Below are 24,814 nucleotides of genomic sequence, written 5' to 3'. Positions count from 1 at the left end.
CGACCACTGGACGCGTTTCACGATGGTGCTGGTCAGAGGGATTAACCCGAATGTAACGCTCCACGCTTGGCGCTCGAGTTCCGCACTTGGTAGACCATATACATCCGGCCCGGCAGCGCAGTGTGGCGCAATTCGGTCGCCGCTCACTTCGTCGAAAGCTTCGGAACTACCCTCTCCATTCGGAAGGAATCCCGTGTCCACTGAACGAAAAAAGCTTGCTCGCAAGGGTTTCGGGTACGCGCTGATCGGCCTGGCGGTCACCTCCTCCCTGGTGGCGTGCACCAGCGCGGCCAGGACCGACGCCGGCGGGGGACCGGGCGACCGGCCCGTCGTCCTGGCCTACCAGAATCAGATCGCCACACTCGACCCCATCCGCGCCGACTACGCTCAGACGAACTTCGTCGACCAGGCGTTGTACGACACCCTGGTCACCTACGACGCCGACAACGAGATCGTCGGTCAGCTGGCGTCCGAGTTCGCCCCGTCCCCGGATGCGCGATCGATCCAGATGACCTTGCGCGCGGCGACCTTCCACGACGGTGCTCCAGTCACCGCCGAGGACGTCCGGTACACGCTCGATCGGACGGCGGCGCTGGGCCAGGGCATTGCCGGCCAGATGACCGGATACCTGGGTACCACGGTCACCGGCCCGCAGAGCCTGACGATCGAACTGACGGAACCGAACTCGCTGTTCCTGGGCGCTCTCTCGAAGATCTACGTCCTCAACTCGGCCCTGGTGAAAGCCAACGAGGGGACCGACCGGGGGCAGGCGTATCTCGCGGGCCACGATACCGGGTCCGGGCCCTACGTGCTGGCAGGCCCGGGCGGTGCCGACACGTACAACCTGACACGGTTCGACGACTACTGGGCGGGCGACGAGGGGCGTCCGGCCGCGCTCGTCTATCGGCGAATCGACGAGAGCGCCACGCAGAGTGCGGAACTGAAGGCCGGCAACATCGATGTGTCGTTCGGGCTCACCAACGCCGACGCCGAGGCGCTGAACGGCTTCTCCGGTGTGACGGTGCAGAGTCAGCCGGTCAACCTACAGGCGAACATCTTCTTCAACGTGATGAACGGGCCGACGGCGAACAAGGCCGTACGGCAGGCCGTCCAGATGGCGTACGACTACACCGGTGGCCTCGAGACGATTCGGGGTGGCAACGGCAGCATCGCCACCGGCCCGCTGCCCGGACAGTTCTCGTGCCGGCCGGATATGCCCGCCTACGGGCAGGATCTCGATCAGGCGAAGAAGTTGCTCTCCGACGCCGGGATGTCCGATCTGACCCTCACCATGAAGTTTCAGCCCGTCTTCAGGGAGCAGGAGCGCGAAGCGACGCTGCTGCAGTCCAACCTCGCGCAGATCGGTGTCACGCTGGATCTCGAGCCCATCGCGTACGCGGACTATCTGTCGGCTCTGAAGTCGCCCGACTCGATTCCGCAGATGATGCTCGCCACCGACTTCGCGCAGTACCCGGACCCCGGAGTGATGCTGGTCAAGACGTACAAGTCGGACCAGGTCGGAACGAACAAATCCGGATACAGCAATCCCACGGTGGACGAGTTGCTCGGCCGGGCGGCCGAGACCTCCGATGCCGAGGCGCGGTGCGACCTGTACAAGCAGGCTCAAGAGGATATTCGCAACGACGCGGTGGCCGTCAACATGTACACCCTGGGGCAGACCACCGCTCACAGCAACAGGGTGACCGGTGTCGGTCCGGCGGTTGTGGGCAGCGGAGTCTGGGTTCCCGCGATTCGCGTGGCGTGAGGGAGTACCCGATGACCACACTCGACCTGCCTCGCGCAGTAGACCGTGTCACGGCGCCGGCGGCGTTTCTCGGCCGCAAACTGGGCGCAGCGCTCCTCACCCTGGTCGGATTGGCCACCATCGTCTTCGCCATGACCAAAGTGATTCCCGGGGACGAGGCTCAGGTGGCCGCGGGGGAGAGCGCCACTCCGGAACAGGTGGAAGAGGTGCGTAGTCAGCTGGGTCTCGACAAGCCGGCGGCCGTGCAGTATTTCGACTATCTCGGCCGGATGCTCCACGGCGATCTGGGCACCTCGAGTTCCACCCGTCAGCCCGTGCTCGACGACGTCCTCGCACGCCTGCCCGGAACGCTCGAATTGGTTCTTCTCGCAATGGTGCTCGCGGTATCCTTCGCGGTCCCGATGGCGACAGTCGCGGCGGCGCGATCACGAGGAGGATTCGACAAGGTCAGCCGCGTCGGTGCGATCGTCGCCTTCGGGCTGCCCGGTTTCTGGCTCGCGCTGATGCTGCAATGGGTGCTGGGCTCGTGGATGCAGATCCTGCCGATCTCGGGACGCATCTCGGTGGGCGTCGAAGTCCCGCACCGAACGGGGATGACACTCGTCGACGCCGCCCTCGCCGGAGACTTCGCCGCGTTCAGCAATGCGTTTCAGCACCTGATGCTGCCCGCGTTCGTGCTCTCCGTCGCCGTCGCAGCACAGATGTTCCGGGCCCTCCGTGCCGATCTCCTCCGGGTCCGGAGCCGCGATCACATGACAGTTGCCCGAGCGAAAGGTGTTCCCACCCTGAGGTTGTGGACCCGGCACGCGCTTCCCAACGCGACCGGACCGCTTCTGAACATCATCGGCATCGAGATCGGCATGCTGGTCGGTTCCGCGATCTTCGTCGAATCCGTGTTCGGGTTGTCCGGGGTCGGTGACTACCTCTCCAATGCGGTGAGTCGCAAGGACATCACCGCGGTCATCGGCACCGTCACGGTCATCGGTGTGATCGTCGTCGTCGCGAATTTCATCGTGGACATGCTCCAGCTGGCCCACGACCCCCGGCTGCGCACACCCGGAAAGGTGCAGTGAGTCCGATGAGTCTTGCAGCGAATGTCACCGGAGTGGCCGGAGTGGCCGGCCGATGGCGATCCGCGGCGATCCGCGGTCGTCGACGCCGATCGCGATGGGGACTGCTCGACAGTGTGGTGGTCGGTACCGTCGCCGTGATCGTGCTACTCGCCGTCGTCGGTCCGTGGGTCGCACCCGAATCCGTCTACCGGTCGGACATCGCGAACGCCCTTGCCGCTCCCAGCAGCGACCACTGGCTGGGGACCGACGACCAAGGGCGAGACGTGCTGTGGCGCACGATCGCGGGTGCCCGGTCGTCGGTGCTGTCCGCCGTTCTGGTCGTCGCCGCGTACTCGCTCATCGGAACGGTGCTCGCCACGATGGCCACCGTCGGAGGACGGTGGGTCGACGAAACTCTCATGCGGGTGACGGACATCGGGTTCGCTCTTCCCGGACTCGTCGTGGCACTGGGTATCGCCGCCGCACTCGGCCCGAGCCTGAGCAGCGCCCTGATCGCGATGATCGCCACCGGCTGGCCGTACACGGCGCGACTGCTGCGCGGCGTGATGCGCGAGACGATGGCGTCGCCGTTCGTGGACGGTGCAGTGGTCCTCGGGGTCAGCCGATGGCGCCTGATGACACGGCACGTGCTGCCGAACTCGCTCGACGTCATGACCGTCAAATGGGCGGGGGACATCGGCAATACCGTCCTGGTGCTCGCGGGTCTGTCGTTCATCGGTGTCGGTGCGCAGCCGCCGAGCGCAGAGTGGGGCGCGGCCGTCGCCGGCGCACGTGACTACCTGTCGACGGCCTGGTGGGCTGCGCTCGTGCCGGGCATCGCGATCGTCATCACGGCCGCGGCCTTCGGGCTGCTCGGTGACATGTTGCACGAGCGGCGAGACCCCGCACGACGAGGAGTGTGATCGATCATGACGACAGAAGTAGTTCAGCGCACCGCACTCCTCCAGATCTCCGGGCTGACCATCGACACCGAGCCGGGTAGCACGTCCGTCCGGTTGGTGGACGGCGTGGATCTCACGGTGGCGGCGGGCGAGCGCGTGGCTCTGGTGGGAGAATCGGGTTCGGGAAAGTCGGTGACGGCACGCGCACTCATGCGTTTGGACGGTTCACTGGTGATAGGCGGTTCGATTCGGCTGGGCGACACCGAGATCCTGGCGCAGACCGAACGCCGCCTCGCCGCGATCCGGGGTAGTCGCATCGGGATGGTGTTCCAGGACCCGATGGGCGCTCTCGACCCGCTGCAGACGATCGGCGCGCAGGTGAGTGAGCCGCTGCGGCAACGCGGCGTCAGGAAGAAGGACGCACTTCGACGGGCTGCCGAGGTGTTGAGTGAACTCGGGGTCGCGCGTGCACACGAACGACTCGGCGCCTATCCGCACGAATTCTCCGGGGGTATGCGGCAACGCGTGGTCCTCGCGATGGCACTCATCGGGGAGCCGGAGATTCTGATCGCCGACGAGCCGACGACAGCGCTCGATGTCCGAGTGCAACAGCAGGTGCTGAACCTGCTCGACGAGGTCACCCGTGAACGAGGGCTCGGACTCCTGCTGATCACGCACGACCTCGGGGTCGTCGCCGGACTCGCCGACCGTGTCGCGGTGATGTACTCGGGGCGGATCGTGGAGGATCGCCCGGTCCGCGCACTGTTCGCGGACCCTCTGCACCCCTACACCGCAGGACTGCTCGCCGCAGTGCCGAGGCTGGATGTTCAGCTCGCCAGGATGACCACCATTCCCGGTGCGCCTCCGTCACCGGCGCTGCGGCCCGCCGGCTGCCCGTTCCATCCGCGATGTCCTGTCGCGATGGACCGCTGCGCGAGCGAAACCCCATCGATGACGGCGACCGCTGACGGTGGACGCCGCGCCTGTCATCTCGATCGAGGGAGCCGAAACTGATGAACGGGACACCCCTTCTCGACATCCGAGGTCTGAACAAGACTTTCGGAGGATCCCGCGGCAGCAAGGCACTCGACGACGTGTATCTGTCGGTGCCCGAGGGCGGCACGTTCGGACTGGTCGGCGAATCCGGTTCCGGCAAGTCCACGCTCATCAAGTGCATCGTGCGGCTCGAGCGACCGGACTCCGGGACCGTCACCTTCGAAGGGCGCGACGTCCATGCGCTCCGGGGCGGAGAACTGCGCCGGTTTCGTCGCGACGTTCAGTTGGTCGCGCAGGATCCGTACGCCAGCCTCAACCCTCGGATGACGGTGGAACAGATCGTCGGCGAGGGGCTCGTCGTCCACCGCCTGGCCCGTACCCGCGCGGAGCGGCGTGATCGGGTCGCGCAGACCCTGATCGAGGTGGGTCTCGACCCGGATGCGATGGCCCGATTGCCCGCGACGTTCTCCGGTGGACAGCGGCAGCGTATCGCCATCGCGCGCGCCCTGATCCTTCGCCCGAGGCTGCTCGTGTGCGACGAACCGGTGTCGGCCCTGGACGTCTCGGTGCAGGCGCAGGTGATCAACCTGCTGGCGTCCCTGCACGAGGACCTCGGGGTGACGATCTTGTTCATCGCACACGATCTCGCGATCGTGCAGCAACTCTGTTCTCAGGTGGCGGTCCTTCGGTCCGGCGTGGTGGTGGAGGAAGGGCCCACCCGACAGGTGTTCTCCACTCCACGTCACCGATACACCCGCGAACTACTCGAGGCGGTGCCGGTTCCCGACCCGGTTCTGGCCCGCGCCGGGCGAACCGTTCCCGGTGGCGCCCTGACTCTGCCGTGAGGGCCGTCGGGCCGCAGCCTTCATCTCATCGATCATCCCTGACAGAAGTAGGTAGACATGCGAATTGGTGTAGACGGACGCAAGATTCCCGAGAGCCGCACTCGGGGTCCCGTGAACAGCCTCGACCACGCGGGCGAACTGGGTATGGCCGGCTTGTTCTTCCGAACGGTGCTCGATATGAGTCCGGCCCTGGACGCCGGCGAATTGCGCGACATCCGATCCAAGGCAGACGAACTGGGTATGTACCTGGAGACCGGTCTGGGCAAGGTCAATCCCTACGCGAACCCGGAGGCGCCGGAGCTGCGCGCCGTCGGCGACGGTGACATCGTCCTCGGCTTCCGCCGGATGATGGAAGCGTGCGCCGCAATCGATTGCCGTGAGCTGTGGGTGGCCACTGCGAACTACAAATCGGCGTACAGCGGCCGCTGGGCATACGACCGCTTCCGGACCGACGTGACGTGGACGGAACAACTGGCCGCGACGGCGCGTTTTCTCGGAACACTGGCTCCGATCGCACGAGACCTCGGTATTCACCTCAACCTGGAAACACACGAGGAGATCACGTCGTTCGAACTGGTCCGCCTGGTGGAGGCGGTCGGCTCGGACGTGGTCGGGGTCGTGTTCGACACCGCGAACGTGCTTCAACGCCTCGAACATCCCGTCTGGGCGGCCGAACGGCTGGCACCGTACGTGCGTCAGACCCACATCAAGGACGCCGCGATCACGTACACCGAGGGTGGTCTCGCGTATCAGATGCGCCCGTGCGGTACCGGCGTCGTCGACTTCCATCGCATACTGCCGGTACTCGCGGCGGCGAATCCGGCGCTCAATCTCACGATCGAGAACGACGAGTCGCTCGACGACGTGCCACGTCCCCGACGGACGATGCTCATCGAAGCGTTCGACCCCGAATTCCTGGACGGCCACCCCGATCTGACGGTCCAGGAGATGGCGGCGTACCTGGACATGGTGCAGTCGTACGACCGGCAGATCCGGTCGGGGGAACGGATCGACAACGCCGCCTATGCCGCGCTGCCGTACGGCTACGCGGAGACGGTGTCGTACATCAGGTCCAGCGCGGATCACGTGCGGAGCGTGTGCGCGGAACACGGACTTCCCGTCGAATCGACCACCGCGGCGGGCAATCTCGCGGAGTCGGCGCGGTGATCGCCGGCGACGACGTCGGCACCGTTCGCCGTGACCTCGGTGCGTGCGCGCGTGCGCTGGGCGAGGATTCGACCCCTCGGGAGACCATCCGCACGGCGTCGGGTCTCGCTCTGCGGCACGTGGAGTTCGCTTCTCCGTTCACGATTTCGTCCACACTCGATCCGGCCGTCTTTCGGGCACTTGCCGACTACGGGCGTTCCCTCGGCGTTCGGCTGAGCTGCGCGCTGGGCACGGTGTCCGCCGGGCATGCCGAGCGGACCACACGATTCCGTGAAGCGGGGCGGGGCGATCTGGTGGCGGGATTGAGCAAGGCGTTGACGGCTATCGGTGAACTCGGCACCGACTACGTCCAGGTCGTCGTGGGGACGCTGGACGACCGCTATGACGCGTCGTTCGTGTGGCCGGAGCAACTCGACGCCACGGCGCAGTTGTATCGAAACCTGGCCCCGGTGCTGACCGGCCTGGGCCTGAAGCTCGCGGTCAAGACGCACGAGGAGATCACGTCACACGAAATTCTCGCGCTCATCGAGGCCGTCGGCTCCGATCATCTGGCGGTGGCTCTCGATCCGGTCAATTTGCCGGTGCGAGGCGAGGATCCGGAGCTGGCGACCGCCCGGCTCGCACCGCACGTCGCCCGGATTCACTACGACGACGCGTGGATCACCTTCACCGGTCGCGGTCTCGCGCGACGGTTGTGCCCGGGCGGTGAGGGCGACATCGACTGGGGAGCGATCTTCCGCATCCTCGACGGCACAGGATCCGGCGCCCCGGTCCTGATCGACCTGCACCGCGGAGAGTTCGAGATGCCGGTGTGTGACGAACGGTGGCTGCTGCAGAACAGCGACGTCTCACTGAGGGAACTCTCGATCCTGTCGGCCAGGGCGCGGCCCGACCGGCCTCCGGTGATGGCCGCGGCGCCGCGACTGCACGCTGCACTGTCCGAACTGGCGACGATGACGCGCGGGACGGCGGCATGACCGCGACGTTGTTGCACGGAGCCACCGTCGTGACGGTGGACCGTGAACGCCGGATCATCGACGACGGCGCCGTCCTGATCGACGGCGGGCTCATCAGTGCGGTCGGTGCCAGCCACGCGCTCCTCGCCGTCACGGATCCGTCCGTCCGCCGAATCGACTGCCGGGGCAAGCTGGTGATTCCCGGTCTCGTCGACGCCCACGGTCACGCCGGCCACTCGCTGATCAAGACACTGGGATGCGACAGCCCGACGTTCTGGATGCGAACCGTCACACCGGCCTACTTCCACGCGGCGACACCGGAGTACTGGTATCACGACGGACTCGTGTCCGCGCTCGAGCGCGTCCGCGCCGGAGTGACGTGCGGCGTCAGCGTCATGGGATCACGCCCCCGCAGTGACGATCCCGAGATCTCACTGGCTCACGCACGCGCCTACCGGGAGGTCGGAATACGCGACGTCGTGTGTGTCGGGCCGGCGGGTTTGCCGCTGCCCCACCCGGTCATGCACTGGTCCGGCGGGGTACCCCGTCGACGCGAGGTCGGATTCGACGAGTTGCTGTCCGGCGCGGAATCGGTGATCGAGACGGTGAACGGCTACGAGGGCGATCTCACGTCGGTGTTCCTGACCCCCTTCACGATCGTCCCCTCGGTCGATCCGTCCCACCCGTCGCGACCCGACGTCGCCACCCATCTCACCGACGACGATCGCTACCAGGCGCGCCGGGTCAGGGAAGCCGTGGAGCGCTGGGGTGTCCGCATCCACTCGGACGCCTTCGGTGGCATGGTGCGGCTCGCAGCGAAGGACCGGGAGCATGCGCTCCTCGGGCCGGACGTCCACCTGCAGCACTGCACCGGTCTGTCCGCCGAGGAGGTCGCGATCCTGGCGGAGACCGGGACGTCCGTGGGGCATGCGCCGGGAGGACGGGCGCCGGTCCCTCAGATGCTGCAGGCAGGGATCACCGTTGCGATCACCACCGACGGGTCGTCGCCGCGGCGTCCCTTCGACCTCCTGCAGGCTGCCCGCGCCGCTCAGGCTGCCAATCAACTTCTCGCCGACGATCCCTACCTGCTGCCACCGGGCCGGTTGCTCGAGATGATCACGATCGACGCGGCCGCGGTCCTCGGAATGGCCGACGTCCTCGGATCCATCGAAGTGGGCAAACGAGCCGATCTGGCGATTCTCGACATGCGCAAGCCGCATCTCGTACCCAACTGGATGCCGGTGCATCGCCTCGTCTACGAGGCGACCGGAGCCGATGTGCACACCGTGATCGTCGGGGGAACGGTGGTCATGGAAGACCGCATCGTGTGCGGAGTCGACGAGACGGCGGCACTGGACGAGGGGGACCGGCACGCTCGACTGCTCGTCGAACGCGCCGGCCTGGAGCGCCACCTCACCGATCCCGGATGGCGAAGCAACAGGCGTGAATTCGACGAGCCGATCGAGGTGACGGTGCCATGACGGAACCGGTGGTCAGGATGACGGCTGCCCACATCCTGGCCCATCGCGACGGCGATCACGTGCTCGTCTCCGACGGAGAGATCGTCTATCGGGGCGCGCGGATCCTGCACGCGGGACGGGGATGGGACGGCCCGGTCGACGAGACGATCGACTGCGGCGACGCCCTGATCATGCCGGGATTCATCGACCTCGATGCGCTGGCCGACATCGACCACGCGTTGCTCGACTCCTGGGCGACACCCGAACTGGCACTCGGGCAGCAGTGGTCGGCCGACTACTTCCGATCGGGGCGACGCGACGTGTTCGACGCACCCGAACGAGCCGTCATCCGCGAATATGCTCTGGCGCAGCTTCTTCGGCACGGTGTCACCACCTTCATGCCGATCGCCTCCGAGGCTCACAGCAGCTGGGCGGAGACCTGTGACGACATGGTCGAGGTCGCGCGGATCGCGGAGCGTCTCGGAATCCGGGGATACCTCGGCCCCGCCTACCGGTCCGGCGTCAACGTCGTCGACGGTGGACGCCGGTCGGTGCTGTTCGACGAGGAACGGGGCCGAGCCGGGCTCCGGGACGCCGAGCGGTTCCTTGACTATGCCGCCGACCACGGCGGCGACCTCGTGCACGGCGCCCTCCTGCCCTGCAGGATCGAGACCCTGACCAGGGAACTGATGGCGGCGACCGCTCGGCTGGCGGTTGCCCGCGACACGGTGGTGCGACTGCACTGCATGCAGGGTGAGGTGGAGTTGGCGCTGCTCGACGAGTGGTACGGGATGCGCCCCGTCGAACTCCTCGAGGCGTCCGGACTTCTGGAGACGCGCCTGCTGGTGCCCCACGGCATCCATCTCGGCGCGCCGGGCGGCGGTCGCGGTCGGCAGGCGGACCTGCGGCGCCTGGCGGAGGCGGATGTCACCATTGTGCATTGCCCGATGACGTCCATTCGGTACGGGGCCGTGCTGGAGTCGTACGACAGCTACCGAACGGCGGGTGTCCACATCGCGCTGGGAACCGACTCGTTTCCCCCGGACCTCGTCCGCGGAATCGACTACGGCACCAATCTCGCCAAACGGGCCGACGGGTCACTCGCGGCGGGTGCCACAGCCGACTACATCCGTTCTGCGACGATCGGCGGTGCTCGTGCCCTCGGCCGACCGGATCTGGGTCGGTTGCAGCCCGGAGCGAGTGCCGACTTCATCGTCGTCGATCTCGCCGACTTCGCCATGGGAGTCCGCGACGATCCGCTCCGCACCCTCACCATGAACGGAACGGCCCGCGACGTCCGCCGAACGGTGGTCGCAGGCCGCACCGTCATGGCCGACGGCGTCGTCCTCGGCGCCGACCAGTCGCGGCTGCAGGCTCACGCGCAGGGTCTGTTCGAACGTATGCGAGCGGCCTACGGCGAACGCGACCACCGGCGCAGACTGCCGGCCGAACTCTTCCCGCCGACCTTCCCCGACATCACGAAAACCACGACACCGAAGAGGTATTCGCATGATCACTCCTGAGCGCTCGCACCTCGTCGAAGGCAGTCACTGGGTGAGTCCCTTCAACTTCGACGCCACCGTCCAGGCGCAGTACGACTGGCCTTCACCGTTCGCGCTGATCGACAGCACGCTGCGGAAGACGCTGTTCACCGCAGGCGCAACCACATCGATGGACGGATTCGTGCGGATCGCCGCGGCGCTCGGTGCGGCGGGGGTCCGGGAGGAAAGCATCAACATCAACTGGGGTGGCGGAGCGTCACCGATGCCGCGCGAAGCGGCACTCGTTCAAGCCGTCGCCGCCCGGGACTTCGGATTCCGGCTCAACGTGTACGCCGACACCCTGCTGTCGGACGGAGAGAACTACCAGCAGGTCGGCATGACGGAAACCGTCGATCAACTGCACGAGTGGGGAGTGCGCACGTTCGCACCGGGCATCGTCCCGGCGCCCTCGGCCGCCGCCCGGTCACGTCAGTACCGGGATCTGGAGAGGTTCTTCGAGTACCTGCGTGAGCTGGGCTGCGACGCCACGATCACGCTCGCCAACGTGGGCCGCCGCGACTTCGACGATCTGGTGGCAGCCTGCAACGTCGCCGTCGAACTCGGTGCGCGGCGCCTCGACCTGATGGACTCGACGAGCAGTCTCGGCCCGGAGGCGATGAAACTGTTCGTTCGCACGTTCCGGGAGCGCCTGGTCGAGGACGTGCCGATCACGATGCACGTGCACGACGACTTCGGACTCGGCACCGCCACGGCCATCGCGGCCGCGACGGCAGGCGCAAGCCCCGACGTATCGGTGTCCGGAATGTCCTACCGCGCCGGCTTCGCCGCGCTGGAGGAGGTGGTCCTCGGTCTCGAAGTTCTCTACGGCGTCGACACCGGGATCCACGTCGAACAGCTGACCTCCCTGGCGCAACTCGTCGCGTCCGAGAGTTCGGTGGGGCTGCCGCCGCTCAAGCCGGTGGTCGGAGGATATGCCCATCTCAAACACATGCCCGGTGACGTCATCGCTGCGATCACCGGGGGACCCGACGTGTTCCCGCCCGTCTCGTCGTGCGTGAGCCCCGCCGTGGTGGGCGGTCGGCAGGAATGGGTATGGGACAGCCTCACCACCGACCGTATGGCCGAGGTGCTCCTGCAGTCACTCGGGCTCGAAGCCGACGCGGAGGAGATCGCGTTCGTCCGCACCGCCTTGGACGACGCGGTGACGGCGGTGACGTCCTATCCACGGTGGCTGACCTCCGGGGAGGCGTCCCGGGTGGCGGAAGAAAGCCTCGCACTGTATCGGCGTGCGAGCGCCCATGCCTGACACTGCCGTTGTCACGCTCAACGCCCTGGACGAGTCCGCTCTGGAGAACGAGCTGCTGATCTGTACGCCGTCGCGGACCTGGGCCACCGCGGTGCTGTCCGCACGCCCGTACGCCGACCGAGAGGACCTTCTCGCAGCAGCCGCGGACGCATGGCGGTCCCTGACGCCCGCAGACGTCGCGACGGCGCTGGCGAACTACCTTCCGCTCTCGGACCCTCCCGACTCGGCCCATGCCGCCGCCGAGCACGGTGCACTCGTCGCCAGTTCGGCCGGAAGACTCACCGTCCTACGCGAGCGGGAGTCCCGGTATCGCGCCCGGTTCGGCTTTCCCGTGGTCATCGCGGCGAAGGGTCTCACACTGGAGCACATCCTGGCGGAGATCGATCGGAGACTGACCAACGACCGAGCCGACGAATTGGTTCTCGCCGCACGTCACATGGTCGCGATCGGAGAGGGGAGGATCGCGACGTTGATCGCGAGGTGTGAAGGGCCGGGGTGACTGCGATACATTCGAGCCGATGATCAGGACTGTCGAAGCGAGTACCCGGGCACCGGCCGGCCCGTGGGACGACAGCTTCCACGCAGCGGCCGCCGTCCTGGAGGCATTCGGGCACGACACGTCGCAGGCCGGCGGGTGCGTGGCGGTGGTGTCGACGGATCTCGGGGTCTGGGTGTTCGAAGGTGACCCGAGGTCGACGGTCGACGCGTTCGTCCACGCCGTGGAACGGGCGATCGTCGCCGGTGGGCAGGCGTTCGTGCTGGGATGCGCCCGGGTGACCGGGGCGGATCAGCGGGTCGTCCGGACCCTCCGGGTTCCCGGCGGCGACAGGATGGCGGCAGCCGCAGCGCTGGCGCGTGAACTCGTCGGCGACCCGCAGGCGACAGTCAGAACAGCACCGGGTCGTCGAAACCCGGAGTGTGTTCGAGGGCCAGCAGTTCGCGCTTGGTGAGGGTGCCGCCACCGGCGGAGAATCCGCCCACCTGCCCGCCGGCGGCGAGGACGCGATGGCACGGGATCACGACCGGCAGTGGGTTGCGGCCGAGAGCCTGACCGACGGCCTGCGCGGCCCCCGGCTTGCCGAGTTCCGCCGCGATCTCGCCGTAGGTGAGCGTGGTGCCCGGGTCGATCGCGCGGGTGAGATCGTATACGGTGCAGTCGAATTCGGGGACTCCCTCGAAGTCGAGGTCGATCCACCGCAGATCGTCGAGTGCGCCGCCCAGATGTTCGCGTATTCCGTCGATGGCCCGCTGGACCGGCGCCGGCGGCTGGTGCTCCACCGCATCCGGGAAACAGTGTTCGAGCCGCTGCCGGGTGGCTTCGGGTGAACCTTCGGGCAGTTGCACGCCCACGATCCCGGCGGCCCGCCACGCGATGGCGCAGGTGCCGAGGGCCGTGTCGAACAGGGCGATTCCTGTGGTCACCAATCCAGTATGCCTCCCACATCCGACGTTCACCTTCCGTTGACCACGGTTGGACATCCTCGAAGCTCGCCGACCGAGGAGATGTTTCGTGTATCTGTCCCGCCGTACCCTGCTTCGCTCCACCGCACTCGGGTTGCTGGCCGTGCCCGCCGCCGCGTGCTCCGACTCCGGTAGCACGGGTCCGGCGCTGGTCCGTGAACGACCCACCCTGACGCACGGCGTCGCGGCCGGGGACGTGCGAGCCGACGGTGCGCTCGTCTGGGCGAGGTCCGACCGTCCGGCCACGATGATCGTGGAGACCTCGGCCACCGAGTCCTTCACCGACCCGGTGCGATTCGAGGGTGGGCTGCTCACCCCGGACACCGACGGCACCGGCAGGTTGCGGCTGACCGGGCTTCCCGCAGGGCAGCAGGTGCACTACCGGGTGACCCTCGAAGGCGACGACGGTGCCACCTCGGAGGCGGTGACGGGCGTCTTCCGCACCGCGCCGAGCGCGGCAGGCGACATCCGGTTGCAGTGGTCCGGGGACACGGCGGGCCAGGGATACGGAATCAACCCGGACGTCGGGGGAATGCGGGTCTTCGACACGATGGCCGCGCGCGACCCGCACCTGTTCCTGCACTCGGGCGACGTCGTGTACGCGGACGGGCCGTTGAAGGAGTCCGACACACTGCCGGACGGACGCATCTGGCGGAACACGGTCAGCGAGGCGAAGAGCGCGGTCGCGCAGACGTTGGACCAGTACCGCGGCCAGTACGCGTACAACCTCACCGACGACAACTACCGCAGGTTCAATTCTTCGGTGGCGCAGATCGTTCAGTGGGACGACCACGAGACCGTCAACAACTGGTACCCCGGCGAGGTGCTCGACCTCGACGCGTACACGGAGAAGAACGTGGACGTGCTGGCGCAGAGAGCATTCCAGGCGTACCACGAATGGCTGCCGGTCGAGCCGGCCGACGCGGTCGACGGCCGGGTGTACCGCAAGATCGGATACGGCCCACTGCTGGACGTCTTCGTCCTCGACATGCGCACCTACAAGGACGCGAACGGGGTCAACACCGGTGCGGCCGGGCAGATTCTCGGTGCGGCCCAGAAGGAGTGGCTGATCCGGGAACTCGGTGCGTCCACGGCGGCGTGGAAGATCATCGCCAACGACCTCCCGCTCGGGGTGGTGGTCCCGGACGGCGACACCGCGTTCGAGGGTGTCGCGAACGGGGAGCCCGGTCCGCCGTCGGGCCGGGAATCCGAGATCGCCCAGGTGCTGTCGGCGATCAAGGCGGGACGGATCACCGGGACGGTGTGGCTCACCGCGGACGTGCACTACACGGCCGCGCACCGGTACTCGCCCGACCGCGCCGTGTACAAGGATTTCGACGAGTTCTGGGAGTTCGTCTCCGGTCCACTCAACGCAGGCGGCTTCGGTCCCAACGACCTCGACGCCACGTTCGGTCCCGAGGCCGTGTTCGTGCACGCGCCGCCCGCACCCAACTCGTCGCCGCTCGACGGATACCAGCACTTCGGTGAGGTGTTCATCGACGGGCAGACGTCGGAGATGCGGGTGGATCTCCTCGACGCGGCCGGGACGGTGCTGTTCAGTCAGCTGCTGCCACCGCCCGCGCGCTGACCCCCACGTGAGTGCGAAAGTGTGCCCGCGCACACTTTCGCACTCACATGGGGGAGGTCCAGTCAGCAGAATCTGGACTGCTCGACCTGCTGCCAGGGTCCGGTGGCTCCTCATGGAAAATCCCGCCGAGAGGGGCGCCGATCCGGAACTGCTCGAGGCGAAACACGTCCTTACCTCCTTCTTTTGGGCCGTAGTGCGCGACCGCTGCGGCCAGGAGGACCATGCACGCGAGAGTGATCAGTGTCGTCATGGATTCGAGCTTCGCCATAACTGGCTTTGAGTTGAATAGCCAAGAGGTCGATACTGGACCGCATGATGACTCGCGTACTCGGTGCACGCTCCCTGGCCAGGGACCTCGGCAACTGGCAGGACGACAGCGGCCGCCGGTCGGCGGCGCGGCCCGCCTACCGGGCGCTGGCCGACGGGATCCGCTTACTCGTGCACGACGGCCGCATCCCGCTGGGTGTCGCGTTGCCGAGCGAGCGCGAACTGGCGGCGATGCTGGAGTTGAGCCGGACCACGATCACGTCATCGTATTCGGTGCTCCGCGACGAGGGGTATCTCATCAGCCGTCAGGGGTCGCGCAGCACTGTCGCGCTGCCGCTGGGGGCACGGCAGAACGGGCTGATGTTCCGGGCGCACCAGCCCGGTTCCGACAGCTCGGTGGTCGACCTCAGCTATGCGGCGATGGCCGCACCCGCGGAGGCGGTCGAGCAGGCCTACGCCTATGCGTTGCAATCGCTTCCGCAGTTCCTGCCCACTCATGGCATGGAGCCGGTGGGGATCGGCGCGTTGCGGGACGTGATCGCGGCCCGCTACCGGGCGCGGGGGCTGGAGACCTCGCCCGAGCAGATCATGGTCACCTCCGGTGCTCAGCACGCGCTGCGGCTCCTCCTCAACGTGCTCACCGCGCCGGGGGAGCGTGTGCTGGTCGATCACCCCACCTACCCCAACGCGCTGGAGGCGATCCGCAGGGTCGGTGCGCGTCCGGTCCCGGTTCCCGTCCGTCCTGAGGGCGGGGCGTCCGGGGCGTGGGATCTCGACGGAATCCGCAGCGCCGCCCGGCAGACCGCGGCCCGGATGGCGTACCTGATCCCGGACTTCCACAACCCCACCGGACTGTGCCTCGACGCGTCCGGGCGGGCCGAACTGGCGCGGATCGCGCGCGATACCCGCATGACCCTGGTGGTGGACGAGACGATGGTCGACCTGTGGCTGGACGAGCCGTCACCGGCGCCGGTCGCGGCGCACGGCAGGGGAGCCGCGAAGTCGGAGGTCGTGACGATCGGATCGGCGGCGAAGTCGTTCTGGGGCGGGCTCCGCGTCGGCTGGATTCGTGCCGATCCGGCGCTGATCACCCGGCTCGCCGGGGCGCGGGCCGCGGTCGATCTGGGCACGCCGGTGATGGACCAGCTCGCAGCGGCGCATCTGCTGTCCGACGACGAACTCGTCCTCGCGCGTCGCCGGGCGGAGCTGCGGGAACAGCGGGGCGCGATGCTCGACGCTCTCGCCGACCGCCTGCCGGACTGGATCCCGACCATCGGTTCGGGAGGGATGTCGCTGTGGCTGCGCATGCCCGCGCCGGTGTCGACTGCGCTGGCCGCGACGGCCCCCAATTTCGGGGTGCTGCTGGCGGCGGGACCGCGGTTCGGGGTGGAGGGCGCATTCGAGCGGTTCGTCCGGCTCCCGTACGCGCGGACATCCGACGAGTTGCGTCGCGGTGTCGACTGCATCGCGGCAGCCTACGACACGCTGGCCGTCGACCGTGACCTCGCGGAACCGTCCCTCGTCGTCTGATCACGTGAGTGGCGAAGTGTGCCGGAGCACGCTTCGCCACTCACGTGGGGGTCAGGTCCAGACGGTGTCGATGTCGACGCCCTCCCGGGCAGGCGGGGTGGGTGCGCCGGCAGGGGTGCGGGAGAACCGCGGCGCCGGGGCGTGCTGGGTGACGCCGTCGAGGTCGATCAGCGACCCGCGGGCGGCGATGTGCTCGTTGGACGGCGCCTCCGCGAACGTCAGCACGGGCGACACGCAGGCGTCGGTGCCGAGGAAGATGGCCGCCCACTCGTCGCGGGTCTTCGACAGGAACTTCTCGGCGAAGACCTTCTTCATCTGCGGCCACGCCGAGATGTCCATCTGCTGCGGCAGTTCGGCGGGGTCGAGTTCGAGGCCCTGCAACAGCAGGGCGTAGAACTGCGGCTCGATCGAGCCGACGGCCATGTACTTGCCGTCGGACGTCTCGTAGGTGTCGTAGAACGGCGCGCCGGTGTCGAGCAGGTTGACGCCCCGCTCGTCGGACCAGACGCCGCGGCCGCGGAACGCCCACATCATGTGCGACAGGGCCAGTGCGCCGTCGACCATCGCAGCGTCCACGACCTGGCCCTTGCCGGACGACTGGCGCTCCACCAGCGCCGACAGGATCCCGAAGATCAGGAACATCGAACCGCCGCCGAAGTCGCCGACCATGTTCAGCGGCGGCACGGGACGCTCACCCTTGCGGCCGATGGCGTGCAGGACACCGGTCAGCGAGATGTAGTTGATGTCGTGTCCGGCGGCGCTGGCCAGCGGACCCTCCTGACCCCAGCCCGTCATCCGTCCGTACACGAGACGCTCGTTGCGCCCGAGGCAGACGTCGGGGCCCAGGCCCATGCGCTCGGTGACACCGGGACGGAAGCCCTCGATCACGACGTCCGCCCGCTCGATCAGACCGAGGACCTTCTCGACCTGCTCGGGGTCCTTCAGATTGGCCTCGACGACGCGACGACCACGCTGGATCTGGTCGTACGGGCCGTCGGGCGGAATTACTCCGGGACGCTGGACGCACACCACGTCGGCGCCGAGATCGGCCAGGAGTGTGGCGGCGTGCGGGCCCGGTCCGAGGCCTGCGAATTCGACGACGCGAATGCCCGCGAGGGGGCCCTTCTTCTCTGTAACTGGAGCAGACACGCGAGTTCCTCATTCCGGTGCGAGACGACCTGTCGAATCGACGTTAACTTGCGCCCCTCCGTCCGTGTGCCCCGGGTCACGGGATACCGCCGTGGGTGACCCCGCGCTCTTGCCTGCCCACGGGTGCGCGGGGCACAGTTGATTCATGAGTCTTCAGGGTGAGCTCGTGAGTTTCGTGGCCAGCACCGATCTGGACGTCTCGGAGATGTTCTACGTGGAGACCCTGGGGCTGACGCTCGTCTCACGGGACGAGTTCGCATTGGCCCTCGATTGCAACGGTTCACTGCTCCGGGTCACGCTGGTGCAGGCGAAGGCCGACACGGGGTACACGGTGCTGGGGTGGAAGGTCGCCGATCTGAACAAGGTCGTCGAATCGCTGCGCAGCAAGGGCATCGAGTTCACCGAGTATCCGGGGATGGATCAGGACGAGCACGCGGCCTGGCGCGCCCCGGACGGCATCCGCGTCGCGTGGTTCCGGGATCCGCACGGCAACGTGCTGTCGCTCTTCGAGGATCCGAACTGACCGGCGTCAGGGGCGGGCCGCACCGCGGTCGGCGAGCAGTGCCTCGGTAGCGGCCCACAACCGCGCGGCGAGGTCGGCGTCGCGTGCGTCCTTGCTCGGGTGAACCACCTTGCAGCCCTTGACGTATGCGCCGGTGAACTTGCCGGTCTCGGTCGCGGTGGCGGTCCAGACCACCGTTTCCGCCCCCTTCTGCACCTCGGCCATGAACGGCGTCAGGAGCGTCCCCACCACCTGGTAGCCGAACGGCAGACCCCGTCCGAGGGTGGTGCCGCGGACGAATCCGGGATCGGCGCAATTGACGACCAGCCTCGCCGGATCGGACCGGCGCGCCAACTCGCGGGTGAACAGGGTCAGGGCGAGTTTGGAATTGTTGTACGCACGCTGGCCGTGGAACGTGTCCTTCGTGCCGTCGAGGTCGTCGAAGTCGAGGTGCCCGCCGCGATGACCGGACGAACTGATGTTCACGATGCGTGCCGGATGCCGGTACCCGGCGGCGTCGGCGGTCGACGCCCGCGCCATCGCCGCAGCCAGCGTCGTCGCCAGCACGAACGGCGCGAGGTAGTTCACGGCGAACGTCTCTTCGATGCCGTCGACCGTCAACTGCCGATGGCCCACGTCGATGCCTGCGTCGTTCACCAGCACATCGATCCGCGGGAACCGGTGCAGCAGTTCCTCGGACAGCTTGCGTACCCGGTCGAGCGAGGACAGGTCGGCGAGCGCCGAGTTCAACCGGTCGCGGTCGGTGCTCTCGGACAGTTCGGCGATCGCCGCGTCGATCTTGTCCTGGTCCCGGCCGACCAGAACGACGGTGGCGCCGCGGCGTGCGAGTTGGCGGCAGGTCTCCAGGCCGAGCCCCGAGGTGGCACCGGTGACCACCATGGTGCGGCCTGCGAGATCGTTCGACTCGGTCATCCTCGCCTCCCGAATGCAGGTCCCTACGAGAGTAGGGCAACCGGGTGGGTCGCACCGTGGAACGAAAACACCGCGAATCCGCCCGCGACGGCCGCCGACTAGCGCCGGTGCTCGTACCCCAGCCAGGCGCGTCGACGTTCACCGAGCGGATCGTTCTCCACTCGGCTCGTGTCGTCGATGATGAGCGTCTCCCGGCGCTCCGGCGAGTACCGGGGCCAGCCGGGTGCGGGGGTCCCGTGCCGGGCGAAATGCAGCCAGTGCGACTGGACGGTGTCGGTGACGGCCCGCAACCCGCGGCGACCCCCGAGTGCGGTGAGCAGCCGCGCCCACGGCCCGGTCAACCCGAACACTGCGTACATCTCCGTCGCGTGGGTCGCGCCCAACCCCAGGACATGGAGCAACCGGGGTGCGAAGTCGTACCGGTAGCTGTAGGTCGGTGCGACGGTCGTGTGGCCCTGCGCGCACAGGACGGACGGTTCCCAGAACGTCACGTCGCCGCCGAGGTCCGCGGCCGCACGCCGACGGGGATAGCCGGGGTAGGCGGCGATGGCCCGTTCCTTCACCGACGCGTCCACGTGCGAGAACATCTTGTCGATCCGGGTGGGATCGGTGGGCAGGATGTTCAGGAACCGGGGAAAGACCCTGCCCTCGTGGCGGTTCGTGCCGATGATGAGCGGAACCGGGTGCCCGGAACCGGAAGCGAAACAGTCGAGCGGGTGCGTGGGAAGGAAGAAACCGTCGACGACGGGCGCGAACGCGCGGGTTCCGGGTTCCTCGTCGGCCCCCCGGTGCGCCAGTGTCGTCCCCGCTTCGACGAAGTCGGCCGGGTCGGCGGTCTCGAGCCACGTCGCGGCCTCGGAGAGCGGGACCCCGGCGATCTCGAGGAATTCGCGCGACCACCGCGCCGCACGCTCGGGGTGGTATGCGGACGCCACCGGAGGGCTCTCCGCGATGGCTCGCGCGAACAGGCCTTTCGCGGCGGGGGTGGTCATGAGTGTGGTGACGGCGTTGGCGCCGGCGGATTCGCCGAAGACGGTGACGTTGTCGGGGTCGCCGCCGAATTCGGCGATGTTGCGTTGCACCCATTCGAGTGCGGCGACTTGGTCGCGGAGTCCGAGATTGGAGTCGAAAGGTCGTTCGGGGGTGGAGAACTGGGTGAAGTCGAGGTAGCCGAGCGATCCGAGGCGGTAGTTGATCGAGACGTACACGATGTCGCCGCGGCGGACCAGCGACTCGCCGCCGTAGAGCGACGAGGACGAGGACCCGCCCGAGTAGGCGCCGCCGTGGATGAACACCATCACGGGTCGCGGCGTTCCGGAGGCGGACCCGGGTGCCAGCACGTTCAGGGTGAGACAGTCCTCGTCGGTCCCACCACCCTGCGGGGCGGGGGACCCGAAGTGGAAGGCCCGCCGGACACCCGACCACGGCTCGACCGGGTGCGGGGCCCGCAACCGCAGAGGCCCGACGGGGGGCGCGGCGTAGGGGATACCCCGCCAGGCAGCCAGGTCGTCGTCGATCCGGCGCCCTCCGACGGCGCCGGCTTCGGTGTGGACCTCGAGAACGCTCACAGGCCCTGCCCGTGATAACCCTGGTACCCCTCCCAGGCCAGCCTGCGCTCCCGGCACGGATCGTCCTGAACGGTGGTGACGGTGTCGAACACGAGTGTTGCCCTCCTGTCGGTGTCGTACTTCGGCCACGACGCCAACGGTGTTCCCTGCGAAGCGAAGTGCAGCCAGTGCCGCTGCACGGTGTGCGTCACGTCCTTCAGCCCGCGACGACCACCCGGCAGGGTGAGGCCGCGGCCGATCAGGGTGTCGGCGATGTCGAACACCGCGAACAACTCGAACCCGTGTGTGGCGTCCAGTCCGAGCCATTTCATGGCGCGCGGAGCGAAGTCGAAACGATAGCTGAAGGTGGGGGCGTACGCGGAGTGGGCCTCGGCCAGTTCGATCGACGGCATCCAGAACGTGAGATCGCCGCCCAGGTCGACGGCCGCGTCCGGCGCCGGGTAGCCGGGATACGCGGCGGTCACGCGGGCCTCGGCGCCGGGGTCGGTGAGTGCGAACATCCGCCCGATCCGGTCGGGGTCGGTCGGCAGCCCGTCCAGGAGTTTCGGGAACAGGGTGCCCTCGCGGGCGTTGGTGCCGATGATCAGCGGAACCCGGTGCGCCGAGCCGTCGGCGAACGCGTCGAGCGGCGGCGTCGGCAGGAAGTCGCCGTCGATCACGGGTCCGAACGGGTGCAGTCCCGGCGTCTCCGACAGCACCTTCGCGCCGAGACGATTTCCGGCCCGGCCCAGTGCGCCGACCGGTGACGAGGCGAGCGCCTCTGCGGCAGTGTCCGGTTCGGCCCCGAGCAGCGTCACGTAGTCGGACGCCCACTGGGCCGCGCGGTCGGCGGTGGTGACGAGTCCTGGGGCGGAACTCTCTGAGATCGCCCGCGCGAAAAGGCCTTTCGCGGCGGGGGTGGTCATGAGTGTGGTGACGGCGTTGGCGCCGGCGGATTCGCCGAAGACGGTGACGTTGTCGGGGTCGCCGCCGAATTCGGCGATGTTGCGTTGCACCCATTCGAGTGCGGCGACTTGGTCGCGGAGTCCGAGATTGGAGTCGAAAGGTCGTTCGGGGGTGGAGAACTGGGTGAAGTCGAGGTAGCCGAGCGATCCGAGGCGGTAGTTGATCGAGACGTACACGATGTCGCCGCGGCGGACCAGCGACTGGCCGCCGTAGAGCGCGGTGGCCGACATGCCCAGCGTGTAGGCGCCGCCGTGGATGAAGACCATCACCGGCCGTGCCCCGGACGTACCGGGCGTGGCGAGCACGTTGAGCGTCAGGCAGTTCTCGCTGCTCGGCTGATACTTGCCCGGCCGGAGTGCGGTGAACTTCTTGTGCTGCACGGCGGCGTCGCCGAATTCGGTGGCGTCGAACTCACCGGACCACGGCGTGACCGGCTGGGGCGCGCGCAACCGCAGCGGCCCGACCGGGGGAGCCGCGTAGGGAATTCCGCGCCACGCGACCAGGTCGCCGACGCGCCGGCCACGGACCACCCCTGCGGTCGTCCTCACCAGCGTGTCGGTTGCGAGAGTGTCTGACGCCATGTCGGAAACTATACGGAGACCGACTGAGGGGCCTTCTCCTCCGCCGCCTGTGGTCCGTCCGGCTCAGCGCCGCGCCTCCAGCAGTCGCAGCCACACCTCGCTCACGGTCGGGTACGACGGGACCGCGTGCCACAGCGCGTCGAGTGGCACCTTCCCGACCACCGCGATGGTGGCGGCATGGATGAGCTCACCGACATCCGTGCCCGCGAACGTCGCCCCGACCAGGGTGTCGGTGGCCCGGTCGACCACGAGCTTGGCATGACCGCTGAAATCGTCGCGGGCCAGTGACGAGCCGGCGACGGCGATGTCGACCTCCACGGTCTCGACGTCGACGCCGGCGTCCCGCGCCTCCTTCTCGGTGATCCCGACGGCCGAGACCTCCGGATCGGCGAACACCACCTGAGGAACCTGGCCGTGGTCGGCGGTCGCCCGGAATCGGGACCCCTCCAGCGGCCTGCCCTCGGCGCGGGCGGCGATCACGTCGCCGCAGACGCGGCCCTGGTACTTGCCCATGTGGGTGAGCAACGCGCGGCCGTTGGCGTCGCCCACGGCGTACAACCAGTCGTCCGCCGTCGTCAGGTGGTCGTCGGTGGTGAGGTATCCGTGGGAGTTCAGCAGTCGCGCGTCCAGGCCGAGCGCCGACGTCGCCGGTGTGCGCCCGGTCGCGACGACGACCTCGTCGACGACGAGCGGATCCTGTCCCGCCACGTCCAGGGTCACCGGGCCGCCATGGATGCGGCCGATCCCCGTGTCCCGGGCGTCGGCCCGCTCGACGCCGCGAAGGTCCGCGCCGAACAGGATCCGGGCACCCTTCTTCTCCAGCGAGCGGGCCACCCGCTCACCGGCGAACGGTTCGTTCTTCGGGAGCAGTGCCCGGCCGCGCACCACCATCGTCAGTTCCTCGACGCCGAGGTCCAGCAGCCACGTCGCGCTCTCGCATGCCACGACGCCGCCGCCGATCACGGCGACCCGGCGCGGAATCTCCCTCAGGTTGGTGGCGTCCCGCGAGATCCACGGCAACGCCGCCCGCAGGCCCGGGGTGTCGGGGACCGCGGCGGTCGTCCCGGTGGCGACCACGACGGCGTGCCGGGCGCGCAGCTCGCGGGAATCACCGACCGTCACCGTGCGGTCCCCGGTGATGCGTGCGGATCCGCGGATGACGTCGATCCCCTGCGAGTCGGCCCACATCACCTGCGAGGAGTCGTCGTGGTCGCTGGTGAACGAGTCGCGTCGCGCCAACACGGCGTCCACGTCGAGCGGACCGGCCGACACTCCGGGCATGTTGCGCGCCGCCCCGAGGACCTCGCCCGGGCGCAGCAGCGCCTTGCTGGGCATGCAGGCCCAGTAGGAGCATTCACCGCCGACCAGTTCGTGTTCGATCAGTGCCGCGGTGCGGTCGCTGCCCGCGATGGCGTAACTCGCCGCGTTCTCACCCGCGGGACCGCCTCCGATCACGATGACATCGAACTCTTCCGCGCCGCTCCCAGAGTCAGTCATACCTGTAACCGTAAGCCGGTCGGTGCGCGATGTCAGAGGTTCCGGCGGGCCCCTCGCGTTGTTACTCGCGGGTAGATACTGTGGCGGAATGAGACGGCAGAAGATTCTGATCACCGGGGCCAGCTCGGGACTCGGCGAAGAGATGGCTCGTCGGTTCGCGGCACAGGGACGGGACCTCGCGCTGTGCGCGCGCCGCGTCGAACGGCTCGAATCCGTGCGCGACGAATTGCAGGCGGCGCATCCTGGGATCACCGTCGCCGTCCGCGAACTCGACGTCACCGACCACGACGCGGTGATCCGGGTCTTCGGCGAACTGCGTGACGAGCTGGGCGGACTCGACCGCGTCGTCGTCAACGCCGGACTCGGGAAGGGAGCCCGGATCGGAACCGGCCGCGCCGACGCCAATCTCGCCACCGCCCGCACCAACTTCGTCGGCGCCCTGTCGCAGTGCGAGGCGGCGCTCGGGATCTTCCGCGAACAGAACTCCGGGCACCTGGTGCTCGTGTCCTCGATCAGTGCCGATCGGGGTCTGCCCGGCCCGAAGGCGGCGTACTCGGCGAGCAAGGCGGGAGTGTCGGCCCTCGGCGAGGCGCTGACCGCGGAGCTGGCGAAGAGTCCGATCGTGGTGACCACGCTGCTGCCCGGGTACATCGCCACCGACATGTCGGGCAAGGCCGGCGACAGTGCCAAGATGACGGCCACCCTCGACGAGGGCGTCGATGCAATGGTCGCGGCCATCGAGAAGGAGACGAACCGCGCTGCGCTACCCGGAATCACATGGCGAGGAATCGACCTCGCATTGAGATTCCTTCCTCATGCATGGACATCCCGGTTCGTGTAGG

The 24,814-nt window shown here is 68.1% G+C and carries 22 protein-coding genes; 16 read left to right on the top strand and 6 right to left on the bottom strand.

Going from position 1 to position 24,814, the window contains the following annotated elements:
* The first annotated feature begins 193 nt into the window (after nucleotides 1–193).
* The 12 genes from WKC72_RS32880 to WKC72_RS32825 are packed head-to-tail and all read left to right on the top strand — an operon-like array spanning nucleotide 194 to nucleotide 12,901.
* Nucleotides 194–1,765, top strand: a complete 1,572-nt coding sequence (locus WKC72_RS32880; protein ID WP_370180861.1) for an ABC transporter substrate-binding protein — start codon at nucleotides 194–196, stop codon at nucleotides 1,763–1,765.
* 11 nt (nucleotides 1,766–1,776) lie between these two features.
* The gene (locus WKC72_RS32875) at nucleotides 1,777–2,838 is read left to right on the top strand and encodes an ABC transporter permease (protein WP_052033779.1); all 1,062 of its coding nucleotides are present in this window, start codon (nucleotides 1,777–1,779) and stop codon (nucleotides 2,836–2,838) included.
* Nucleotides 2,839–2,843: 5 nt separating this feature from the next.
* Nucleotides 2,844–3,740 carry an ABC transporter permease gene (locus WKC72_RS32870; RefSeq protein WP_370180860.1) on the top strand — a complete coding sequence of 299 codons (897 nt, stop codon included), beginning with the start codon at nucleotides 2,844–2,846 and terminating at the stop codon, nucleotides 3,738–3,740.
* A gap of 6 nt (nucleotides 3,741–3,746) precedes the next feature.
* Nucleotides 3,747–4,733, top strand: a complete 987-nt coding sequence (locus WKC72_RS32865; protein ID WP_128639507.1) for an ABC transporter ATP-binding protein — start codon at nucleotides 3,747–3,749, stop codon at nucleotides 4,731–4,733.
* The gene (locus WKC72_RS32860) at nucleotides 4,733–5,560 is read left to right on the top strand and encodes an ATP-binding cassette domain-containing protein (RefSeq protein WP_370180858.1); all 828 of its coding nucleotides are present in this window, start codon (nucleotides 4,733–4,735) and stop codon (nucleotides 5,558–5,560) included. The genes WKC72_RS32865 and WKC72_RS32860 overlap by 1 nt, the downstream gene beginning before the upstream one ends.
* Nucleotides 5,561–5,617: 57 nt before the next feature.
* Entirely contained in the window at nucleotides 5,618–6,727 is a 1,110-nt protein-coding gene (locus tag WKC72_RS32855; RefSeq protein WP_128639506.1) for a sugar phosphate isomerase/epimerase, read from the top strand.
* On the top strand, nucleotides 6,724–7,704 hold the full coding sequence (locus WKC72_RS32850) for a sugar phosphate isomerase/epimerase family protein (protein ID WP_370180857.1): 981 nt from the start codon (nucleotides 6,724–6,726) through the stop codon (nucleotides 7,702–7,704). The genes WKC72_RS32855 and WKC72_RS32850 overlap by 4 nt, the downstream gene beginning before the upstream one ends.
* Nucleotides 7,701–9,164, top strand: coding sequence for an amidohydrolase family protein (locus WKC72_RS32845; protein ID WP_370180856.1), 1,464 nt, complete (start codon nucleotides 7,701–7,703; stop codon nucleotides 9,162–9,164). Before WKC72_RS32850 ends, WKC72_RS32845 begins: the two co-directional genes overlap by 4 nt.
* Nucleotides 9,161–10,666, top strand: a complete 1,506-nt coding sequence (locus WKC72_RS32840; RefSeq protein ID WP_370180855.1) for a chlorohydrolase family protein — start codon at nucleotides 9,161–9,163, stop codon at nucleotides 10,664–10,666. Before WKC72_RS32845 ends, WKC72_RS32840 begins: the two co-directional genes overlap by 4 nt.
* Nucleotides 10,653–11,951 carry a 2-isopropylmalate synthase gene (locus WKC72_RS32835; RefSeq protein ID WP_370180854.1) on the top strand — a complete coding sequence of 433 codons (1,299 nt, stop codon included), beginning with the start codon at nucleotides 10,653–10,655 and terminating at the stop codon, nucleotides 11,949–11,951. Before WKC72_RS32840 ends, WKC72_RS32835 begins: the two co-directional genes overlap by 14 nt.
* Complete coding sequence (locus WKC72_RS32830) at nucleotides 11,944–12,450, top strand: 2-oxo-4-hydroxy-4-carboxy-5-ureidoimidazoline decarboxylase (RefSeq protein ID WP_128639499.1); 507 nt, start codon at nucleotides 11,944–11,946, stop codon at nucleotides 12,448–12,450. The genes WKC72_RS32835 and WKC72_RS32830 overlap by 8 nt, the downstream gene beginning before the upstream one ends.
* Nucleotides 12,451–12,469: 19 nt before the next feature.
* Nucleotides 12,470–12,901 carry a racemase gene (locus WKC72_RS32825; RefSeq protein ID WP_370180853.1) on the top strand — a complete coding sequence of 144 codons (432 nt, stop codon included), beginning with the start codon at nucleotides 12,470–12,472 and terminating at the stop codon, nucleotides 12,899–12,901.
* Here WKC72_RS32825 and WKC72_RS32820 read toward each other — a convergent pair.
* Entirely contained in the window at nucleotides 12,837–13,430 is a 594-nt protein-coding gene (locus WKC72_RS32820) for a methylated-DNA--[protein]-cysteine S-methyltransferase (RefSeq protein WP_370180852.1), read from the bottom strand. The two genes, WKC72_RS32825 and WKC72_RS32820, sit on opposite strands and share 65 nt — an antisense overlap.
* 31 nt (nucleotides 13,431–13,461) lie before the next feature.
* Here WKC72_RS32820 and WKC72_RS32815 point away from each other — a divergent pair, with 31 nt between their 5' ends.
* The gene (locus WKC72_RS32815) at nucleotides 13,462–15,000 is read left to right on the top strand and encodes an alkaline phosphatase (protein WP_370180851.1); all 1,539 of its coding nucleotides are present in this window, start codon (nucleotides 13,462–13,464) and stop codon (nucleotides 14,998–15,000) included.
* A gap of 312 nt (nucleotides 15,001–15,312) precedes the next feature.
* Nucleotides 15,313–16,797 (top strand): PLP-dependent aminotransferase family protein, encoded by a 1,485-nt coding sequence (locus WKC72_RS32810; protein ID WP_370180850.1) that lies wholly within the window; start codon nucleotides 15,313–15,315, stop codon nucleotides 16,795–16,797.
* Nucleotides 16,798–16,848: 51 nt separating this feature from the next.
* On the opposite strand, the gene WKC72_RS32805 is transcribed toward WKC72_RS32810, so the two are convergent.
* Nucleotides 16,849–17,946: a CaiB/BaiF CoA-transferase family protein gene (locus WKC72_RS32805; protein WP_112299587.1), complete on the bottom strand. Its 1,098-nt coding sequence runs from the start codon at nucleotides 17,944–17,946 to the stop codon at nucleotides 16,849–16,851.
* A 145-nt stretch (nucleotides 17,947–18,091) separates the two neighbouring features.
* Here WKC72_RS32805 and WKC72_RS32800 point away from each other — a divergent pair, with 145 nt between their 5' ends.
* A complete protein-coding gene (locus WKC72_RS32800; RefSeq protein WP_037243649.1) occupies nucleotides 18,092–18,469 on the top strand; it encodes a VOC family protein in 378 nt (125 codons plus the stop codon).
* Between the two features lie 6 nt (nucleotides 18,470–18,475).
* Here the strand turns inward: WKC72_RS32800 and WKC72_RS32795 are convergent, their stop codons facing one another.
* From WKC72_RS32795 to WKC72_RS32780, 4 genes are all read right to left on the bottom strand, one after another.
* Nucleotides 18,476–19,381, bottom strand: coding sequence for an SDR family NAD(P)-dependent oxidoreductase (locus tag WKC72_RS32795; protein WP_112299589.1), 906 nt, complete (start codon nucleotides 19,379–19,381; stop codon nucleotides 18,476–18,478).
* 98 nt (nucleotides 19,382–19,479) lie between these two features.
* Complete coding sequence (locus WKC72_RS32790) at nucleotides 19,480–20,949, bottom strand: carboxylesterase/lipase family protein (RefSeq protein ID WP_370180849.1); 1,470 nt, start codon at nucleotides 20,947–20,949, stop codon at nucleotides 19,480–19,482.
* Nucleotides 20,946–22,475, bottom strand: a complete 1,530-nt coding sequence (locus WKC72_RS32785; RefSeq protein ID WP_370180848.1) for a carboxylesterase/lipase family protein — start codon at nucleotides 22,473–22,475, stop codon at nucleotides 20,946–20,948. Before WKC72_RS32785 ends, WKC72_RS32790 begins: the two co-directional genes overlap by 4 nt.
* A gap of 63 nt (nucleotides 22,476–22,538) precedes the next feature.
* Nucleotides 22,539–23,972 carry an NAD(P)/FAD-dependent oxidoreductase gene (locus tag WKC72_RS32780; RefSeq protein WP_370180847.1) on the bottom strand — a complete coding sequence of 478 codons (1,434 nt, stop codon included), beginning with the start codon at nucleotides 23,970–23,972 and terminating at the stop codon, nucleotides 22,539–22,541.
* A gap of 88 nt (nucleotides 23,973–24,060) precedes the next feature.
* Between WKC72_RS32780 and WKC72_RS32775 the strand changes: the two genes are divergently transcribed.
* A complete protein-coding gene (locus tag WKC72_RS32775; RefSeq protein ID WP_370180846.1) occupies nucleotides 24,061–24,813 on the top strand; it encodes an SDR family oxidoreductase in 753 nt (250 codons plus the stop codon).
* The last annotated feature ends 1 nt before the right edge of the window (nucleotide 24,814 follow it).

This window comes from Rhodococcus wratislaviensis (genome assembly GCF_041228765.1).
GTDB classification, from domain to species: Bacteria; Actinomycetota; Actinomycetes; order Mycobacteriales; family Mycobacteriaceae; genus Rhodococcus_F; species Rhodococcus_F wratislaviensis.
The sequence above is the reverse complement of the archived record's forward strand: the minus strand, read 5'-3'. Positions and strand labels throughout refer to the sequence as shown.

Bases quoted from the DNA above. Each gene is read 5' to 3' on its own strand.
- WKC72_RS32875 (WP_052033779.1), top strand. From the start codon at position 1,777: ATGACCACACTCGACCTGCCTCGCGCAGTAGACCGTGTCACGGCGCCG.
- WKC72_RS32870 (WP_370180860.1), top strand. From the start codon at position 2,844: ATGAGTCTTGCAGCGAATGTCACCGGAGTGGCCGGAGTGGCCGGCCGA.
- WKC72_RS32865 (WP_128639507.1), top strand. From the start codon at position 3,747: ATGACGACAGAAGTAGTTCAGCGCACCGCACTCCTCCAGATCTCCGGG.
- WKC72_RS32860 (WP_370180858.1), top strand. From the start codon at position 4,733: ATGAACGGGACACCCCTTCTCGACATCCGAGGTCTGAACAAGACTTTC.
- WKC72_RS32855 (WP_128639506.1), top strand. From the start codon at position 5,618: ATGCGAATTGGTGTAGACGGACGCAAGATTCCCGAGAGCCGCACTCGG.
- WKC72_RS32845 (WP_370180856.1), top strand. From the start codon at position 7,701: ATGACCGCGACGTTGTTGCACGGAGCCACCGTCGTGACGGTGGACCGT.
- WKC72_RS32840 (WP_370180855.1), top strand. From the start codon at position 9,161: ATGACGGAACCGGTGGTCAGGATGACGGCTGCCCACATCCTGGCCCAT.
- WKC72_RS32835 (WP_370180854.1), top strand. From the start codon at position 10,653: ATGATCACTCCTGAGCGCTCGCACCTCGTCGAAGGCAGTCACTGGGTG.
- WKC72_RS32830 (WP_128639499.1), top strand. From the start codon at position 11,944: ATGCCTGACACTGCCGTTGTCACGCTCAACGCCCTGGACGAGTCCGCT.
- WKC72_RS32825 (WP_370180853.1), top strand. From the start codon at position 12,470: ATGATCAGGACTGTCGAAGCGAGTACCCGGGCACCGGCCGGCCCGTGG.
- WKC72_RS32820 (WP_370180852.1), bottom strand. From the start codon at position 13,430: ATGTCCAACCGTGGTCAACGGAAGGTGAACGTCGGATGTGGGAGGCAT.
- WKC72_RS32810 (WP_370180850.1), top strand. From the start codon at position 15,313: ATGATGACTCGCGTACTCGGTGCACGCTCCCTGGCCAGGGACCTCGGC.
- WKC72_RS32800 (WP_037243649.1), top strand. From the start codon at position 18,092: ATGAGTCTTCAGGGTGAGCTCGTGAGTTTCGTGGCCAGCACCGATCTG.
- WKC72_RS32795 (WP_112299589.1), bottom strand. From the start codon at position 19,381: ATGACCGAGTCGAACGATCTCGCAGGCCGCACCATGGTGGTCACCGGT.
- WKC72_RS32785 (WP_370180848.1), bottom strand. From the start codon at position 22,475: ATGGCGTCAGACACTCTCGCAACCGACACGCTGGTGAGGACGACCGCA.
- WKC72_RS32780 (WP_370180847.1), bottom strand. From the start codon at position 23,972: ATGACTGACTCTGGGAGCGGCGCGGAAGAGTTCGATGTCATCGTGATC.
- WKC72_RS32775 (WP_370180846.1), top strand. From the start codon at position 24,061: ATGAGACGGCAGAAGATTCTGATCACCGGGGCCAGCTCGGGACTCGGC.